Genomic DNA, 17,530 nt, shown 5'->3' on the forward strand with positions numbered 1-17,530 from the left:
GAGTCGAATAATTCTGTTGAATCCGCGAGGTTGGTTCAGTTCCTGATAAGGGAGTCCACGAGCCGGTCCAACCCCGCCAGCAACCGGTCGCTCATCTCCGGCGCGTGCACGATGTGGTCCGTCACCCCGTGCATCGCCGAGTACAGGATCAAGGCCGTCGCCTCCGGATCCGGCGGGGGCGAGTCCAGTGCCGCGAGGAACTCGGCGAACGTGTCGACGACCGTGTTCGGCGTGTCCCGTTCCCCGCGCGCCGTGGGGTGGAAGAGAACGTCGTGGAGGCGGACGTCCCGGAGGTATTCCGTGACGCCCGCCCGTACCCACGCCCGTGCCCCGGCGACGCCGCCCTCCGCCCGTGCGGCGGTGAGCTGGGCGTCGGCGAACCGGCGTACGTAGCGGTCCCTCAGCGCGTCCAGCAGATCTCCCTTGCTCGTGAAGTGGAGATAGAAAGTGCCCTTCGCGACGCCCGCCCCCGTGGTGACGTCTTCGACGGTGAGCCGTTCGGCTCCCTGTTTCTGGACCAGCTCCTCGGTCGCGTCGAGCAGATCCGTCCGGCGCTCGTCCGAGGGTTTGGTCCTGGGTGCCGTGCTCTTCATGCCTTCAGCTTAAGACGGCTCAAGATCCGGTACGAGACCGACGACGCCGTCACGCTGAGCCGCGATGAGCCGGGCGTAGCGACCGCTTCGGGCCAGGAGCTCCTCGTGGGTGCCGGTTTCGGCGACGGTGCCCGCGTCGAGGACGACGATGCGGTCGGCGTCGCGGATCGTCGACAGGCGGTGGGCGATGATGATCGTGGTGTGCCCGCGCCGCAGATTCCGCAGCGCCGCCTGGATGTCCCGTTCGTTCTCGGTGTCGAGGTTCGACGCGGCCTCGTCCATGACCAGGACCGACGCCGGGGAGACGAGTGCGCGGGCGATGGCGAGGCGCTGACGCTGGCCGCCGGAAAGCCGCAGCCCTCGCTCGCCCGCCTTCGTGTCGTACCCCTCGGGCAGGGCCTCGATGAAGCCGTGCGCGTTGGCGGCGCGGGCGGCGTCCCGGAGTTCGGGGAGTGTCGCGCCTGGCCGTCCCAGGCGGAGATTGTCGGCGATGGTGGCGTCGAACAGATAGACGTCCTGGGGGATGACGGTGATGTGCTCCCGCAGGTCGTCCAACGGGAAGTCCCGCAGGTCGTGGCCGCCGAGCGTGACGGCGCCCCGTTCGACGTCCCAGAACCGCAGCAGCAGGTTGACGCAGGTCGACTTGCCGGCGCCGGAGTGCCCGACGATCGCGACCGTCGCACCGGCGGGCACGTCGAAGGAGACGTCGTCGAGGACGGGACGGCCGGGTTCGTAGGAGAAGGACACGTGATCGAAGCGCACGTCGGGGGAGCCCACCCGCGGCGCGGCGGTCGCGCTGTCGGGAACCTGCGCCGGCTGGTCGATCAGCTCCACGACCCGGCGGGCACTGGCGCGCAGGGGCGACAGCTGTCCCGCCATCTCGACCACTTCGGTGACCGGGCGGACGGCGGCGATGACGAGGCCGACCGCGACGGTGGCGGTCGCCAGCGTGATCCCGCCCGACGCGCTCAGGACGACCGCGGTGATCAGGACGGTGATCGTGGTGGCGGACGAAAGCAGGTCGGTCACGCCGTTCTGGAAGCCGACCGCGCGGCCGTGCGCGAGCTGGTGGCGGCGGATCGCCGAGGTGCGCTCGGTCAGTTTCGCCTGCCAGGACCCGACCCGGCCGAACGCCAGCAGTTCACGGATCCCTTGCACGCCGTCGACGACGTCGCCGTTGAGCCCGCCGATCTCCTCGCGGAGCCGCTGCCCGTCGCGTTCGGTCCGGCGTGCCACGACGATCGGCACCAGGCTGGTCAGCAGCATGCCGGCACCCGCCGCGACGGCCAGCCGGACGTCGGTCGTGGCGAGGGCGGCGACGCTCGCGACGCCGATGGTCACCGCGTTGAGGACACCGGGAAGCAGATGCGCGAAGAACAGTTCGAGCTGTTCGATGTCGCCCATCGCGATCGCCGCGACCTCACCGGTGCGCCTTCCCTGCAGCTCGCGGGGAGCGCTGCGTTCCAGCCCGTCGTAGAGCGCCAGGCGCAGGCCCGCCTGATACCGGAAGGCGAAGGCGTGCCCGAACTGCGCGGCCGCCCAGGTCCCGGCACCGGCGACGACGACGGCGACACCGAGGACGAGCAGGCCGGGGGAGAGGTCGCCGGCTTCGGCACCGGACACGGCGGTCGCGATCAGCCAAGCTCCGGCGGCCGTGGCGACGACGGCCCCGGCGTGCTGGGCGACGCCCCCGATCAGAGCGAGGACCAAGGAGGTTTTCCCTTGTCGCGCACGGTTCAGCGTCGCGCGGAGCGGGGAATGGACGGCGGTGTTCATGAGGCTCCCTGTGCGGAGAGGAGATCGGCGTAGCGCCCGGAGCGGGCGAGGAGTTCGTCATGCGTTCCCGTTTCGCGGACCACGCCCGCGTCGAGGACGACGATGCGGTCCGCGTCGCGCACGGTGGACAGCCGATGCGCGATCACCAGCGTGGTGCGGTTCCTGGTCAGCTGCCCGAGCGCGGCCTGGATCGACGCCTCGGTGGCCGCGTCGACGCTCGCCGTGGCCTCGTCCAGCACCAGGATCGGCGCGTCCAGCAGGACCGCCCGCGCGATCGCCACCCGTTGACGCTGCCCGCCGGAGAGCAGCAGGCCCCGTTCCCCGACCTCGGTGGCGTACCCGTCCGGCAGGCCGGTGACGAAGTCGTGGATGTCGGCGACCCGTGCCGCGGCGGCGATCTGCTCGTCCGAGGCGTCCGGCCGGGCCAGCGCGATGTTGTCCCGGATGGTGCCGCCGAACAGGTGGGTGTCCTGCGAGACGAGCCCGATCATCGACCGGATCTGATCGAGTGGCAGGTCGCGCAGATCGTGTCCGCCCAGCGTCACCCGTCCCGCGCCGGGGTCCACGAACCGTTGCAGGAGCGCGACGAGCGTGGATTTCCCCGCTCCCGACGGGCCGACGACCGCGACCGTCTCGCCCGGGGAGAGACGCAAAGTGAGTCCACTGAGGACGGTCTCGCCTTCCGTGTAGGCGAAGGACACGTCCTCGAACCCGACCGACGCGGTGAGTCCCTCGGCCGGAACGACCCCCGGGCGCTCCGGAGCGGGCGGCCGCTGAGCGAACAGCTTGTGCAGCACGTCGGCAGCGCTCGCGGCGTCGTAACTGGCGTGGAACGACGTGGCCAGCACGCCGACCGCGCGCAGTGCCTCGCCGGAGAGCACCAGGACGACGAACAACGCCCCGACGTCGAGTGATCCGCCCGCCGCCCGGACCGAGGCGACCGCGACCGTCACCGCCACCCCGCCGACGATCGCGAGGGTGTAGATCATCTGCGCGATCAGCGCGACCGCCATCACCCGGTTCCATCCGGTGATCAGCCGGTCCGACACGGTCGCCAGTTCTTCTCGACGCCGTCCCGCCGCGCCGAACGCCTTGAGCGTGACCAGGCCCTGCAGCGTGTCCAGCACGGTCGCGCCCATCCCGAGGTACGCGGTCATCAGCTCGTCGCCGCGGCGCTTCAGCATCCGCGACCAGAGCTTGGGCAGGATCAGCGCGGCGACCACGAACGCCGCCACGATCGCCGCGGACCACGGATCGTGTCCCACCAGGACCGCCAGCACGATCAGCGGTGTCACCGCGACCGCGACGAGCGAGGGCACGTAGCGGGCGTAGTACGCCTCCAAGGACTCGATGCCCTCGACGAGCGCGCCCTTCAGTTCGCCGGTGCGTTCACCGGACATGTGCCCCGGGCCGAGTTCGGCCAGTTTCGCGAACGCCCGAGTCCTCAGCTCCTGTTTCGTCGCGGCCGCGGTGAGCTGTCCGACGATCTCCGCGATCCACGTCAGCCCGAACCGGAGCAGGGCGACCGCCCCGACCCCGGCCAGTGGCCAGATCTGCTCGCCGATCCCTTGCCCGGTCAGCATTTGCCCGAGTACCCGGGCGAGCAGCAGCCCTTGGCCGATGTAGGTGCAAGTCACCGCGACGCGCAGGAGAACGCCGGCCACGAGGTAGCGGCGGACTCCGGTCGCCAGCGTCATGATGCGTCCCACCGGCACCCCCTTCGCTAGTTGATTTAGGGTTACCTTAGTTCGACTGACCGACGGTCAGTCAAGTGTGGTGTTCGTGACGTGGGTCACTGTCGCTCGGTTCGGATAGAGTGAAACCGGCGCGAGGGGGAGAGCGAGTGACGACGGGATCGAGCGAGCCCAGGCTGCGTTCGGCCGTCCTCGCCGAGGTGTGGGCGAGTCTCGACGGCGTCGAGGTCCTGTCTTCGGCCGACGGCGGGCCGCTGACCCGGACGATCAAGAAGATCATCGACCCGCTGGTGATCCGCACGGCGGCGCGTCCCCGGCTCGGCCGCCCCGTGCTGGACCCGGCCGCGGCGGCGGACGTGACGGAATTGCTGCTGGCCGACGCGGACAGGCTGCGCGCGACGGCCGCGTGGTTCGCCCACCTCAAACGCGGGCGCCGCGCCTTGCGCATCACGACGGGCAACGTCCAGGACGTCTGCTTCCCGCTGGCGTACGAACTGGCGACCGGTTTCGGCGCGCCCGGCCCCGAGGCGGACGAGACGGCCGCGGCGGCGTTGCGTGACCTGCACGGTGACGGCGAGACGGCGGGCGTCGATCAGCTCGCCGGGTATCTCGCGGATCCCCGGATCGCGGCGGACCTCACCCGCGAGCTGGAGCGCCGCTGGCACACGGAGGCCGCCGAACCCGCTTCGGACCGCGACACCGCACTGCTGAAGTCCTTTGTGGACGAAGTCTCCGATCCGGCCTGGCGTGCACTCGCCGGTTCGGCCGCCGGACACGCTTTCGGGCTCGCGCTGCGGCTCCCGGGCGGAGCGGACGCGGTGACCCTTGTCGTCCAGGAGATCTCGGGGCTGCCCGCGCCGGATCTCGGTCTCCAGCGCGGGGACCGGACCGCCGTGCCGCCCTTGAACCGGCGTGACGAGACCGGCGCGGAACTCCTCGAACGCAGCGTCGAACGGCGAGTGCGCGCGACTTTGCGCCGTCTCGCGCCGGACGAGCGGGGTCCGGTCGCCGACCTCGTCGACGACGAGCTCGCCCGGGTCGCCGCTGGATTCGGGTTGAGCGTGCCAGCGCTGGCAGCCTGCTTCGCGCTCGGAGTCGTCCTCGCGCCCGCGCTGCGGCCACTCGACGGCGCCCCGCCCGCGGGCGTCCCCGAGTTCGCGCGCCGGCTCAACGCCCAGGTCGCAAGGGAGGGCTACGTCCTGCACGCCCGCCGGGCCCTGGCCGGCGCCACGCCGCTCACCCCGAGACCCGACGCGGAACTCCTGCGCGATCTGCGCGAGTTCGCCAAGCAGTTCCTCAGCAGGCTGTGGGTCCGGCTGCACGGCTTCGACGTCCGCGGCGACCTGCCCGCCGACGCCGCCGACGTCCGCGACCTCGTCACCGGCGTGGTCCGGTCGACCTCGCTGGATCTGCGGACGAAGGTGCGCCGCGCGCTGGTGGCGCGGTTGCCGGATCTGGAGGCCGTGTCGTGACGCATCCGGTGCACACCCCCGCGGTCGCGGCGGATGGTGGCCTGATCCGGTTCGCGCTCGCCGATCTGCTCGGCGGACGGGCGACCTCGATGCGGCTCGAACTCAGCGACGCCGGGGCCGCCGAACCGTGGCTGACCCGGCTCGCGGGCCCGGAAACCAGCCTCACCGTGCTCGGCCAGGGGCAAGCCGATCTCCCCGCCCGTCCGGAACTGGGCAGGCTCGCGTTGCTGCTGTGGTTGCGTCGCTGGTGGCCCGCGAGCCCGTCGCTCGGGGTGCCTTCGCTCGATCCGGCGTTGCTCGACCTCGAAACGGCGGTCGCCACGGCCGAGGTGGAGGACCTGGCGGAAGGTCTTCTCGACGGTTTCGAAGCTTCCCCCGCCGAGTTGTTCGACGCCGCGACCGCGGACGGCGCGCTCCTGGCCGCCGCGCCACCGGTCGCCGGCGAAGTCCGCGGACTGTGCGCCCGGCTCGCGACCTGGTTCGACGGTCAGGACGACGTCGTGCGCGCCGAAGCCGCGGCGGAAGTGTCGGCACGCTGGGAAACAGCGGCATCGGGTCAGCGCGCGTACGCGCTGGCCGCGGGCACCGATCCGGGCACGACCGGCGAAGGCGTACTGACGAGTGGGCGGGCGAGCGTCGATTGGGCGCGGGTGCCGCCGGGGATCCTGGACGCCGCCGAAGACACGGTGACCTGGCGGATCACCGCGGCCGCGGCCGCCGCCCGGCTCGAAGTCGAGGTCGCGGGCGCGTTCGCCGACGCCGCGCTGACCGCGGTCGCCGCGCACGACGGCGAGCCGTTCGCCGAGGTGCCGCTGGCACTGGGCGCCGGGCGGTTCGCCGGAACGGCCGACCTGGACGACGCCGCGACCCGGCTCGCCGCGGGCGTCCACGGTGGACGGATCACGCTGGTCGTCGGTGTGGCGGGTGCAGGGGTCGCCGGGACCACTCCCGAGGACCGGGCCCAGGTGGTCGCGCTCGTCCGGGCACGTCCGCCGGAGGCCAGGACACTCGCCGAACGGGCGGCGGCCGTCTCCGACGATGAGGAGTTCTGACGTGCTCGTCGGCATGCCGCCGCCGCGGAACCCGCCGGACCGTCCGCTCCCGCCCGAACTGAGCGCGGCGAGCTCGCACGGGTACAACTGTCGTTGTGTCGCCAGGCATTTCGGCCTCGATCCGGCTCCGTACGGGGAACTGCCGGCATGCTCGCTGTCCGAACGCCAGTACCGGAAGCTGCTGGTGGAGGCGGACAAGGTCCAAGACCAGGCCAAACGACTCGCCGTCACGCGGAACGTCGCGGGCGCGCAGCGGAAGTACGCCCGGATGCGGGAGATCGCGCACCAACTGGACCGGACGGACCTCGAACTCGCCGCGGTCAGCGATCTGGCCACACTCTGTTATTCGGCGGGCGATCTGCGGAACGCGCGCCAATGCGCCGAAGCCGTGCTCCACGTCTTCAAGGTGAGCACCGCCGCCATTGTCCACTTCGGACAGTACGCCGAAGCGCGGATGATCGAAGGCTCCCGGGAGGTCGCCGAGCGCGTGCTCATCTCCCTGGCCACGGAGGAAGGTGACGTCGCCAAGGCGAGCGAGCTGATCGCCGGGCAGCGGCGACGGGCGGCGTTCCGCAAGGAGGCCGGGCCGGAACAGTATCCGCCCGAGTTGCTCGACGTCCACGGCGTCGACGAGCTGGAACTGCGGATCTTCGACGTGCGCGTCCAGATCGCCGCCGGGGATTTCGCGGGTGCGCGGACGGCGATCGAGGAGATCTTGGCGGCGTTGGACGTCCTCGCGGAGGTCGACGAGGTCCGCGAGCGGGTCATGCACCAGCAGGCCATGGCCAGGGCCGAACGTGCCCGGGTCCGCCAGGCGGGCGGTGAGGACGCCGACGCACGGGCGGACCTGCTGAGGCTGAGCGCCCAGCACGAGGGCCGCCCGCTGGCCGCCAAGGTGGCCATCGAGCTGGCGTCGGACCGGGCCCTGGCAGGCGATTTCCCCGGCGCTGTCGCCGCGATCGTCTCCGCCCGCGACGAACTCGCGGCAGCGGGCCTGACCGGCGACGTCGCGGAGGCGAGCCACGCGCTGGGTGGCCTTTTGCTGATGGTGGGTGAGGTAGGGCAGGCCCGCGACCAGTTCGAACACGCGAAAGCGATCCGCTCGGCCAACGGCGACGTTCCGGGCCTGCGTCTGCTGGACACGGCACTGGCCCGCTGTGCCGCGGCGGAAGGCGACTGGGCGACGGCGGAGGACTACGCGACCCGCGCGCGGGAATCGGCGCGGACGTCGGGCGACTGGCCGGCTCTCCTGCACACGGATTTCGTCGCGGCTTCGATCGGGTTCGCCCGGGGCGAGGATCCGCGGGCGGTGCTGGATCTGCTGCTCCCGCTGACACTCGCGGCGGCGGAATACCGATTCGAGTTCGTCTCGCCGGAAGCGCGCACGGCGTGGGCGCGTGACATCGCGGCCCCGACGATGGGGATGGTGCTGGCGCTGCTGGCCCAGCTGGGGGAACGGAGGCTGACGGCTGAACTGATCGAGCGTACGTGTGCGGTCGGTGCGTACACGGGGGTCGAGGGGCCGTCGCTAGACCTGACCGGAACACTGCCGTCCCTCGAACTGGCCCCGTCCACCGAGGACGACCGGCTTCCGTTGGCGGCCTTGGGTTCCGTCACGGCGGCGCTTCCGCTCCGGCTCGCCCCGCCGCCCGTCCTGCGCTGGTCGCCGTCGTCCGGCACGGAGCTGGACCGATGGCTCGGCCTCGCCGCCGAGCGGTACCGGCTTCCCCGGCCCGCCACCGAAATCATCGAGACCTGGCCCGCTGCCCGCCCGGGTCGCGAGACGTTCGTCCTGCGCTTCGCCGACGCCGGGCACACCTTCCTCAGCTGGCGGACGACCGGAGATCTCGACACCGTCCACACGCATCCGATCGAGTTCGCCCTGGTCGGAACCGCCCGCGAATTCCTGGACGCCGCCTCACCGACTCCGCACGAGGGCGAGAGCGTGGCCGAGGCCGTCCGGCGCTCGCTGGGCGAAGACGCTTTCGGCGGCTTCGCCGGTGAGCAACGCCTGGCTCGCGTTCTCGCGCTGAATCTTCTGCCCGCCGACCTGGTCACGGCGCTCCGGCGTGCCGCCGCCGGCGGAAACCGTCCGCTCCTGCGGATCCAGCCGTCGCCGAGCCTCGCCGGTGTCCCGTGGGGACTGCTGGCGCTGCCCGACCGACGGGCCGATCACGTGCTCGAGCTCGACGAGATCGGCACCTGTTTCGACGGCGACGAGCGCGTTCTCGACGTCGCGGACGTCTCGCTGCTCGCCCCGGCCGCGATCCCGCGCCGTCCGCCCGTCGCGGACGGCCCACCGGTCTACTTGCTCGACCCGCGCATCCCCGGCCAGAGTGCCTTCGGCGAGCTGGGTTCGGTGCTCGGCAAGCAGGACACGACGTCGCCGCTGATCCGCCATCTGGACGCGCGGCTCGCCGACGGGCCGGTCCTCCCCGCGGCCGCGCGCGGGCTCGATCTGGTCCGCCGTACCGACACCGACCGCCGGCTGCTCGCCGAACTGCTGGCGCGGCCCTGTTCCCGGCTGGTGTTCGTGGGACACGTCAGCCGCGTGCGCGACGAACACGGCGCGCAGACCGCACTGCACCTGTCCTGTTCGGCGGATCTCCCCGGCACGGCCGCGCCGATCGGACCGCACCGGCCGTTCACCGCCGCCGACCTCGCACTGTCCGAAGTGGACACGATGCCCGCGCGGGTGGCGCTGATCGGCTGCGCCAGCGCGGGCGATTTCGGCCTGGCCGAACCGTTCGGTGTGCTGCTCGCCGCCGTCGCGGCCGGGGCTGGGCTGGTCGCCGCCACGGTCTGGGCGTTGCCGACGTCGGCCGCCGTGCCCGGTTCGGACCCGATGTCCGAACTGGTCATCGCCGTCGACACCGCGCTCGCCGGTGAGGACCCGGTCACCGAGCTGTGCGCGTGGCAGCGATCCCGGCTCGCCCGCTGGCGCGAGAAGCCCGAACCCGCGTCCTCGCCGGTGTTCTGGGCGCCGCTGACCTGCCTCGACGCGACCGACGACGGGAAAACCTGGGTTCGGTAGCGGGACGGCCCGCCGAAGCTGTGTCCATCGAGAACGACACAGCGAAAGGCGGCACCCGATGTTCAAGAAGATCCGCGACAAGATCAACGACGCGACGCAGCAGGGCATGGCCCGCGGGCAGCAGGACTTCCAGCGGCACGCCGAGCAGTTCCGGCAGGCCGCCGCCGCGCAGGGACACGACATCACCCCGCAGCTGCCGACCCCGCAGCTGGCCGCGCAGGCGTTCCGGAACCTCAACGCGGACCCGGACATGGCGGCGTTCCTGGCGCTGCCGATGGACGAGCAGCTGAGCCAGCAGCGGGAACTGCAGGCCTACGGCACCGAACTGCGCCGGCTCTACGACACCTGCGAGCCCGCCACCCTGGTGATCCGTGAGCTGGAGCCGACCGGCCGGAAGATCGCCGGACAGGCGCAGTACACCGCGACGCTCGAAGTCACCCGCGCCGACGGCACCACCTACGGGACCGTGACCTCGCTGATCGCGCCGCTGGCGACGATCCAGCAGTACGCGCCCGGTACCCGGCACGAGGCCCGCGTCGACCCCGCCGACCCGGCGAAGGTCGCCGTGTTCGGCCCGATCGGTTAGAGGGGGCGGCGATGTTCGGGTCCTTCGAGTTCGGCCTGCCGGAAGACCCCCGGCGGGCCCGCCGTCCCGGCCTGCGCCTGTGGCTGCTCGGCGTGCCGACGACGCTCGCCTGGGCGGTCGCGGGCTGGTCCGGTGCCCTCGGGCTGCTGGACGGCTTCCGGTTGATGTCGCTGAACCGCGTCGACGCGTGGGGGGCCGACGCGGGCCCGGCGGTCTCCCTCGTCCTGCTCTTCAGCATCGCGATCACGATCGCTTCGTCGCTCGGGTTCGCGATGATGTGGAGCGGCGGGATGTCCCTGCGCGGGATGGGCGTCGGCTTCCGGTCGGGCAGCCTGGCCGCGTCGCTCGGCATCGCGCTGGGCACCGGCGTCGCGATCCCGTCGTGGACGCCGCCCGAGGCGGTCGGGAAACGGCTGCCGTTCGGCGAAGGCGCGCCCGAATCGTGGACCGACGTCGACTGGATCGTCTACTACGAGCCGTATCTCGTGCCCGCGGTGGCCGGGGTGACGGCGCTGGTCATGATCATGGTGCTGGGGCGGGCGTTCGTCACCAAGGCGGAGGCGGACGACCGGGCGCAGGCGCTGGCCCAGACCGGTGTCCAGGTGATGGGGCAGGTCATCGGTGTCGAGTTCACGAACGTCTGGGTGATGGGGAATCCGCGGTTCACCGTGCAGGTCCGGTACCCCACGGAAACGGGGGAGCGGACGGTCGTCGCGACGATGATCACCCCGCCGCTCCAGGCCCCGGCCCGCGGTTCGACGGTGAAGGTCACCTACGACCCGCGCGACCCCGACGTGGTGCAAGTGGATCCCGATCCCGCTGATCGGGCCGCCGGCGGGAACCTCGGTGCCTTCCTGCCACCGCTGTTCTGACCGCCCTCTACACTCCCGCGGATGGACGAACAGACGGCAGAGGTGTCCACCGCGCAAGCGGTCCGTAAGGCGATGATCCGGCTGGTCCCGTTCCTCGGGCTGCTCTATCTGCTCAACTATCTCGACCGGGTCAACGTCGGGTTCGCGGCGCTCACCATGAACGCCGATCTCGGCATCAGCTCGGCCGCCTACGGGCTCGGCGCCGGCCTGTTCTTCGTCGGGTACTTCTTCTTCGAGGTGCCCAGCAACGTCATCCTGCACAAGGTCGGCGCCCGCGTCTGGATCGCGCGGATCATGGTCACCTGGGGCATCGTCGCCTCGGCCACCGCGTTCATCCAGGGCGAGGTCAGCTTCTACATCGTGCGGGTGCTGCTCGGTATCGCCGAGGCCGGGTTCTTCCCCGGCATCATCCTGTACCTGACCTATTGGTTCCCGCGGAAGGTGCGGGCCAAGATCGTCGCGCTGTTCTTCCTCGCGGTGCCGCTCTCGTCGGTCCTCGGCAGCCCGATCTCCGCCCTGCTCATCCAGCACGGCGAGGGCGTCCTCGGTTTCGACGCGGGCTGGCGCTTCATGTTCTTCGCCGAGGGCGTGCCTTCGATCCTGCTCGGCGTGGCGGTGTTCTTCCTGCTGCCGAACAAGCCGAAGGACGCGAAATGGCTGACACCGGGCCAGCGCACGTCGTTGCAGTCGACTCTCGACGCGGAGGACACGCAAACGGTCGCCCACGAGGTGAGCACGCGCTCGGCGCTGACCGACCCTCGTGTGCTCGCGCTGAGCGCCGTCTACTTCGGAATCATCTTCGGCCTCTACGTCCTCGCGTTCTTCCTCCCGCAGGTGATCAAGGGCTTCCAGCAGCAGTTCCAGACCACCTACAGCATCGTCGAAATCGGGCTCATCACGGCGATTCCCTACGCGATCGCCGCCGTCGCCATGGTGCTGTGGGCACGGCATTCCGACCGTACCGGCGAACGTGCCGGGCATGTCGCCATCGCCGCGTTCGTCGGCGCGGTCTCGATCGCCGCCGCGCTGTACCTGGGGTCGCCGTTCCTGGTGATGGCCGCGGTGACCCTCTGCGCGGTCGGCGTGTTCACCGCCGTCCCGGTGTTCTGGCAGCTGCCCAACGCGTTCCTGACCGGGGTCGGCGCCGCCGCCGGCATCGGCCTGATCAACTCGTTCGGCAACCTCTCGGGTTTCGTGGGCCCCTATCTCGTCGGCTGGCTGCAGGGGCTGACCGGCAGCTTCCGCCCCGGGATGTGGTCGGTCGCGTTCTTCATGGCGATGGCGGGCGTCATCGCCCTGTTCTTCCGCCGCAAGGAGAAGAACATCGTCAAGTGAGGTGGTCGAAGTCGCCGCTGACCCACCGGATGTGGGTCTCGGCGCTTCGGCGCACCACCGCGCGGGCGTCCTTGTCGATGGTGTCGCCGCCGAGGGTGTAGAGCCGGTCGTAGGGGAAGTCGTCCAGCCGGTCGACGATGCGGCGGACCACGGCCGCGGACATCGGGATGTGCTTGGGGAAGTTGCGCTGGAACGACACCCAGTCCGGCGCGAGCCCGCCGGTGATCGTGTCGCCTGCCAGGATGCTGCCGTCCGGCGTCCTGGCCACGGCGCTCCCGCGCATATGCCCGCCGAGCCGCACGAGTTCGAGACCCGGCAAGGGTTCGGCGTGCTCGTCCCAGAACTCGAACGCCGGGTCGGGCGCGGGCAGCCATTCGCGGTTGCGTTCGTTGACCAGCACCGGGACCCCGCCCAGCGCGCGGCTCCAGCCGAGCTGCGCGCCGAACATGTGCGGATGGCTGGTGGCGATCGCGGTGACTTCGCCGAGACCGCTTACGACGTCGAGCACTTCGGTGTCCAACCAGGACGGCGGATCCCACAGCAGGGCGCCCGCCGGGGTCACCGCGACGAAGGACCAGTGCCCGATCGCGAAATGCGGCTCTCGTTTGATGCTGTGCAGGCCGCGGCCGTGATCACGGTGCAACGTCTTGTGCGGCGCGGAGATCAGTTCTTCGTGCGTCCACCATCGTCCGGTGTGCGCGCCGAGGTCACCGGCTTCCTCGATGCCGACCTCGCCCCGGTCGAGAACGCACGTCGGTGGCTCCGGGCTCGCTGGATGTTCGATACCGCACCTGTCGCAGATCCACATGATCGACAGCTTGCGACCTCCAGTGCGCTGGAGGTCAAGACGCGTCTTCCCCCGGCTCGGCGAGCCGGGGGAAGACGGGAATCAGCTGACGGTCGTCTTGCCGAGAGTGGCGTCCTGGTCGGGCGGGTCGAGCGTGAGCTGCACGTCGAACTCGCCGAGCGAACTGTCGGTCTTGATGTGCGAGGTCGCCGCCGGGTCCACGCTGCTGGTGGCCTCACCCGCGGGGGTCCCGGCCGGGATGGTGAAGTCGACCTTGCCCGCCGCGGTGAACTTCAGCGACCCTTCGGCGGGCACCTCGGTGTCCGGGATCGGCAGCTCGATGGGGATGGCCACCTTCTGATCACCGAGCGCGACGTTCACCTTCGAACTGATCGTGCCGGAGAGCTTCTTGGCGCCGACCAGCCGGAGCCCGTCGCCCGCGGCCTGGCCGGAATCGACGTCGAGGGTGAACGGCACCGAAATCGGCGTCCCGGCCTTGGCCGTCGCCGGGATTTCCGCCTTCACGACCACCGCGACCTGCTGGTCGCCGATGATGGGGAAGCCGCCCTTGTAAGTGAGATTCTTTTCGACGGCGGCCGCGGTTCCCGCCGCGGTGAGCATCACGGTTCCGGCTACCGCGGCCGCGATCCCGGCGGCGCAGAACCGGCGAACACCCTTTCGCACCAGGGTTTCCGTCATGTCAGGTCCTTTCGTCGTTGAATGGGCTCGACCCCGAATCTAGGTGGAAAGTCACCAACGAGGAAAGGGAAAGGTCTCTCGCGTTTTCTTTACGCGTTGATCTTGTCACGCGTATGCGGAATGGCGCGTTCGTGAATTGTCACGCGACGGCGGAAAGGGGAAATGCCCGACGTTTTCTTGTCACCCCGGTGACAGGTGCTCCGGGCGGGCCGGGAGCCACCGCCGCCCTGACCGGACAGGCCTCGCGTGACTATCCTGACTCCCGTGACCGAACGAGCCGAGCCGTGGCACCTCCGGACCCGCAGGTTCCTGCGCGCGACGGACCAGCGTGGCGAACTGGTGCGCGGCGCGCGGTTCCTCCGCGGCCTCGTCCCGGGGGAGGGGGCGCTCGGTGACCCGCTCGCGCCGCCGACGGGCCGTTCGTCCGACCGGCTCGCGCGGCTGCTCACCGAGGCGGGAGCCGACCGGCCCAGTGCCACCCGCGAGCTGGGGCTGGCCGCGGTCCAGGCCTGGCAGGCCGTCCGCCGGTCCGGCACCCGGCCGGTGGCCGCGGACGGCATCACGGTGCTGTTCACCGACCTCGTCGGCTTCTCGACCTGGGCGCTGCACGCCGGTGACGAGCGCGTCCTGGAACTCCTGCGTTCGGTCGCCAAGGTGACCGAGTCGGTCGTCACCGGGCACCGCGGCAGCGTCGTCAAAGGGCTCGGCGACGGCGTGATGGCCGTGTTCGCCGACCCGGACGAGGCCGTGAACGCCGCCTACGAGACCTGTTCCGCCGTGAGCGTGATCAAGGCCGACGGCTACCTTCCTCATCTGCGCGCGGGGCTTCACCGGGGGAATCCGCAGCGGGTCGGAAACGACTATCTCGGCATCGACGTGAACATCGCGGCCAGGATCATGGCCGCCGCGGACGGCGACGAGGTACTGGCCAGCGCCAGCGTCGTCGAACAACTCGACCGGGACGCCTTCACCGTGCGCCCGCGCCGGAACTTCCGGGCCAAGGGCACGCCCAAGGATCTCCGGGTGTTCCGGGTCGTTCCCCGCTACACGGCCGGCGGCTGACCGTCCTCCGCGGGCCGGTCAGCCGCCGTCGTCGTCACGTCACCGCCCGCTACGCGCCGGGCATCTCCGAGGGCTGCGAGTCGAGCCCGGCCCGCGGCTTCGACCAGCCGCCACGCGTGAAGTCCGGCATCGCGACCGGTTTCCCGCCGCGGGCCAGCGAGACCACGCTCAAGGGCACGGGGGAGCACCAGGCGGCGGAGTCGTAGATGTCGATGTCCGGTACCAGCCCGGCGCGCATCTGCTGCACGATCCGCCACTGCAGCACGTAGTCCATGCCGCCGTGGCCGCCGAGGTTCGGGTCGTCCTTGAGCTTCTTCCACAGCCAGTGGTCGTGCTGCTCGCGGTACGGTTTGAAGTCCTTCCACGCGTGCCCGCTGTGGTCCGGTTCGAGGTAGATCCGCTCGGGGTAGTCCTCCACGATGCCGCGGCTGCCCGCGAGGCTGTTGATGCGGCTGTACGGACGCGGCGAGCTGACGTCGTGCTCGGCGCGGATGATCCGGCCCTGTTCGGTCTCGATCAGGCAGGTCACCAGGTCGCCGTTGATGTAGGTCTCTTTCCACGACGGGTGACCCGGCGGCATGTGGCGCTTCCGGTAGTCGGCGAGCCCCTTCGGCTCGGTCGCCGTGGCGCGCAGCGTGGCGAACCGGTCGCCGCGGTTGACGTCCATGCACGCGGCGATCGGCGCGAGACCGTGCATCGGGTAGAAACTCGCGGTGCTGCGGGTGTGCCACTTCCGGCGCCACGCGTCGGTGTAGTACGTGTCGGAGAACAGCAGTTCGCGCAGGTCGTGCAGGTAGCCGCCGTGCCCGTTGGTGATCTCGCCGAAGACCCCGGCGTGCGCCATCTTGAGGATCGCGAGCTCGTTGCGGCCGTAGTTGCAGTTCTCGGCGAGGAACAGGTGCTTGCGGGTCTGCTCGCTGGTGTTGACGAGGTCCCACAGCTGGTCGAGCTCGGTGGCGATCGGCAGTTCGACGCCGACGTGCTTGCCGGACAGCAGCGCGGCCTTGCCCTGCGGGTAGTGGAACTCCCACGGGGTGGCGATGTAGACGAGGTCGATGTCGTCGCGGGCGAGCATCTTCTTGAAGGCGTCGGCGGATCCGCCGTACTCGGCCGGACGCGGACGCCCGTCGGCGGCGAGTTTGTCCGCGGCGGCCTTCGCGCGCTCGGCCCGGATGTCGCAGACCGCGGTGACCGCGGCGCCCGGTACCGCGCTCCAGCCGCCGATCATGGACATGCCGCGGTTGCCGAGCCCGATCATCCCGATCCGGACGGTCTGGTGCCGCTCGAACGGCACCCCGATCATGCTGCGCTGACCAGGGCGGCGGGGCGCGCTTTCCGCTCCGGTGGCCTCTTCCGCGGCGGTGGCGCTCGTCGGGATCGCGGCGAGCGCCCCGGCGGCGAGCGCGCCGCCGAACAGTGTCCGCCGGGAGACAGAGGGCAGGTCGGCCATGAAGAACACTCCTTCGTGTCGCCTTCGGTTGCCCGACTGTGTCCAATCGCCGCCGGATATGTCAAGAGATGCATCAAAGTGAGCATAAAACTGCACTAATGCGCAGTTTGACTGCTTGTTCGGCGGTGCTTCGCGCAACCCGGGTGCGCGTACGCACCCGGGTCGCGCCTGGGCTCAGCGACGGATCAGCACCTGGTCGATCGACTTGCGCACGAGGTTCGGCACCACGCAGTCTTCCGCCGGATAGCCGACCGGGATGACCGCGAACGCCTTCTCGTTCTGCGGCCGTTCGAGCAGCTCGCCGAGGAACCGCATCGGCGACGGCGTATGCGTCAACGCCGCCAGCCCGGACAGATGCAGCGCCGTGAGCAGCATGCCGACCGCGATGCCCACCGACTCGTCGACGTAGTAGTGCTTGTGCTTGGTGCCGTCCTCGTCGAGGAAGTAGCGCTGCTGGAAGACGACGATGAGGTACGGCGCGTCGGTGAGATGGGTCTTGACGGCGTCGGTGCCCAGCGGGCGCAACGCGGACAGCCATTCCTCGCCGAGCCTGCCCTCGTAGGAGACGCGTTCCTCCTCCTCGGCGGCATCGCGGATCCGCTGTTTGGTCGCTTCGTCCTTGATGAGCACGAAGGTCCACGGCTGCTGGTGTGCTCCGCTGGGCGCGGTGGCGGCCACCGCGATGGCGTCGACGAGCACCTGCTCGGGTACCGGGTCGGTCGAGAACATCCGCACCGTGCGGCGGGTGTCCATGCGGTGGCGCAGATCGGCGGCGGTGGCCAGCGATTCTTCCTCGGACATGCGAGCAGGCCGGTAGGGCACCGGCTCGAAGGGGTCGCCGTAGGTCGGGGTCCACTGTGCTGTGGTCATGGTGCCGATTCTGGCGTGCTCGGTGCCTGATCCGAAACCCCTCAAGCCTGGGCTATGTCCTTAAGGTTATGCCACCATTCGTCCCAAATGGACGGACACCGATCGGGCCATTCGGCTTGGACCGACACCGACGGCATGGCCCGGGTACCTGGAGCAAACACCTAACGGTGAGCGAAACGGAAAGATAGGTACCTTCCACACGACTTTCGAGGGTGTCCGATTTCCCTTGCCGCGACTCAGAATCAGCC

The 17,530-nt window shown here is 70.5% G+C and carries 14 protein-coding genes; 7 read left to right on the plus strand and 7 right to left on the minus strand.

The genetic code is table 11. The annotated features are described in order from the left end of the window. Positions 1-35: 35 nt before the first annotated feature. From IE302_RS01255 to IE302_RS01265, 3 genes are read right to left on the minus strand one after another with little or no spacing between them, the layout of a single operon-like run. Positions 36-593 carry a TetR/AcrR family transcriptional regulator gene (locus IE302_RS01255; protein ID WP_191250871.1) on the minus strand — a complete coding sequence of 186 codons (558 nt, stop codon included), beginning with the start codon at positions 591-593 and terminating at the stop codon, positions 36-38. 9 nt (positions 594-602) lie between these two features. Next, the gene (locus tag IE302_RS01260; protein WP_191250873.1) at positions 603-2,369 is read right to left on the minus strand and encodes an ABC transporter ATP-binding protein; all 1,767 of its coding nucleotides are present in this window, start codon (positions 2,367-2,369) and stop codon (positions 603-605) included. After that, on the minus strand, positions 2,366-4,078 hold the full coding sequence (locus tag IE302_RS01265; RefSeq protein WP_191250874.1) for an ABC transporter ATP-binding protein: 1,713 nt from the start codon (positions 4,076-4,078) through the stop codon (positions 2,366-2,368). Before IE302_RS01265 ends, IE302_RS01260 begins: the two co-directional genes overlap by 4 nt. A 134-nt stretch (positions 4,079-4,212) precedes the next feature. On the opposite strand from IE302_RS01265, the gene IE302_RS01270 reads away from it, so the two are divergent. Genes IE302_RS01270 through IE302_RS01295 form a run of 6 tightly spaced genes read left to right on the plus strand, consistent with a single transcriptional unit; the run spans position 4,213 to position 12,414 of the window. Continuing rightward, positions 4,213-5,535 carry a hypothetical protein gene (locus IE302_RS01270; protein WP_191250876.1) on the plus strand — a complete coding sequence of 441 codons (1,323 nt, stop codon included), beginning with the start codon at positions 4,213-4,215 and terminating at the stop codon, positions 5,533-5,535. After that, positions 5,532-6,587 carry a hypothetical protein gene (locus IE302_RS01275; protein ID WP_191250878.1) on the plus strand — a complete coding sequence of 352 codons (1,056 nt, stop codon included), beginning with the start codon at positions 5,532-5,534 and terminating at the stop codon, positions 6,585-6,587. The genes IE302_RS01270 and IE302_RS01275 overlap by 4 nt, the downstream gene beginning before the upstream one ends. Then, positions 6,574-9,621 carry a hypothetical protein gene (locus IE302_RS01280; RefSeq protein WP_229907539.1) on the plus strand — a complete coding sequence of 1,016 codons (3,048 nt, stop codon included), beginning with the start codon at positions 6,574-6,576 and terminating at the stop codon, positions 9,619-9,621. The genes IE302_RS01275 and IE302_RS01280 overlap by 14 nt, the downstream gene beginning before the upstream one ends. 58 nt (positions 9,622-9,679) lie before the next feature. Then, positions 9,680-10,207, plus strand: a complete 528-nt coding sequence (locus IE302_RS01285; RefSeq protein WP_191250879.1) for a DUF3592 domain-containing protein — start codon at positions 9,680-9,682, stop codon at positions 10,205-10,207. An 11-nt stretch (positions 10,208-10,218) separates the two neighbouring features. Further along, positions 10,219-11,079 (plus strand): DUF3592 domain-containing protein, encoded by an 861-nt coding sequence (locus IE302_RS01290; protein WP_191250882.1) that lies wholly within the window; start codon positions 10,219-10,221, stop codon positions 11,077-11,079. Between the two features lie 21 nt (positions 11,080-11,100). After that, positions 11,101-12,414 (plus strand): MFS transporter, encoded by a 1,314-nt coding sequence (locus IE302_RS01295; RefSeq protein WP_191250884.1) that lies wholly within the window; start codon positions 11,101-11,103, stop codon positions 12,412-12,414. Here the strand turns inward: IE302_RS01295 and IE302_RS01300 are convergent. Both IE302_RS01300 and IE302_RS01305 read right to left on the minus strand, forming a co-directional pair. Then, entirely contained in the window at positions 12,407-13,222 is an 816-nt protein-coding gene (locus IE302_RS01300) for an MBL fold metallo-hydrolase (RefSeq protein ID WP_229907540.1), read from the minus strand. The genes IE302_RS01295 and IE302_RS01300 overlap by 8 nt on opposite strands. 81 nt (positions 13,223-13,303) lie before the next feature. Beyond that, positions 13,304-13,900: a DUF6801 domain-containing protein gene (locus IE302_RS01305; protein ID WP_191250886.1), complete on the minus strand. Its 597-nt coding sequence runs from the start codon at positions 13,898-13,900 to the stop codon at positions 13,304-13,306. A 264-nt stretch (positions 13,901-14,164) separates the two neighbouring features. Between IE302_RS01305 and IE302_RS01310 the strand changes: the two genes are divergently transcribed. Beyond that, positions 14,165-14,962, plus strand: a complete 798-nt coding sequence (locus IE302_RS01310) for an adenylate/guanylate cyclase domain-containing protein (RefSeq protein WP_191250888.1) — start codon at positions 14,165-14,167, stop codon at positions 14,960-14,962. Between the two features lie 49 nt (positions 14,963-15,011). On the opposite strand, the gene IE302_RS01315 is transcribed toward IE302_RS01310, so the two are convergent. Both IE302_RS01315 and IE302_RS01320 read right to left on the minus strand, forming a co-directional pair. Then, positions 15,012-16,412: a Gfo/Idh/MocA family protein gene (locus IE302_RS01315; protein ID WP_191250890.1), complete on the minus strand. Its 1,401-nt coding sequence runs from the start codon at positions 16,410-16,412 to the stop codon at positions 15,012-15,014. A 174-nt stretch (positions 16,413-16,586) separates the two neighbouring features. Then, complete coding sequence (locus IE302_RS01320; RefSeq protein ID WP_191250892.1) at positions 16,587-17,282, minus strand: nitroreductase family protein; 696 nt, start codon at positions 17,280-17,282, stop codon at positions 16,587-16,589. Between the last annotated feature and the right edge of the window lie 248 nt (positions 17,283-17,530).

This window comes from Amycolatopsis oliviviridis (assembly GCF_014654365.1).
Classification (GTDB): domain Bacteria; phylum Actinomycetota; class Actinomycetes; order Mycobacteriales; family Pseudonocardiaceae; genus Amycolatopsis; species Amycolatopsis oliviviridis.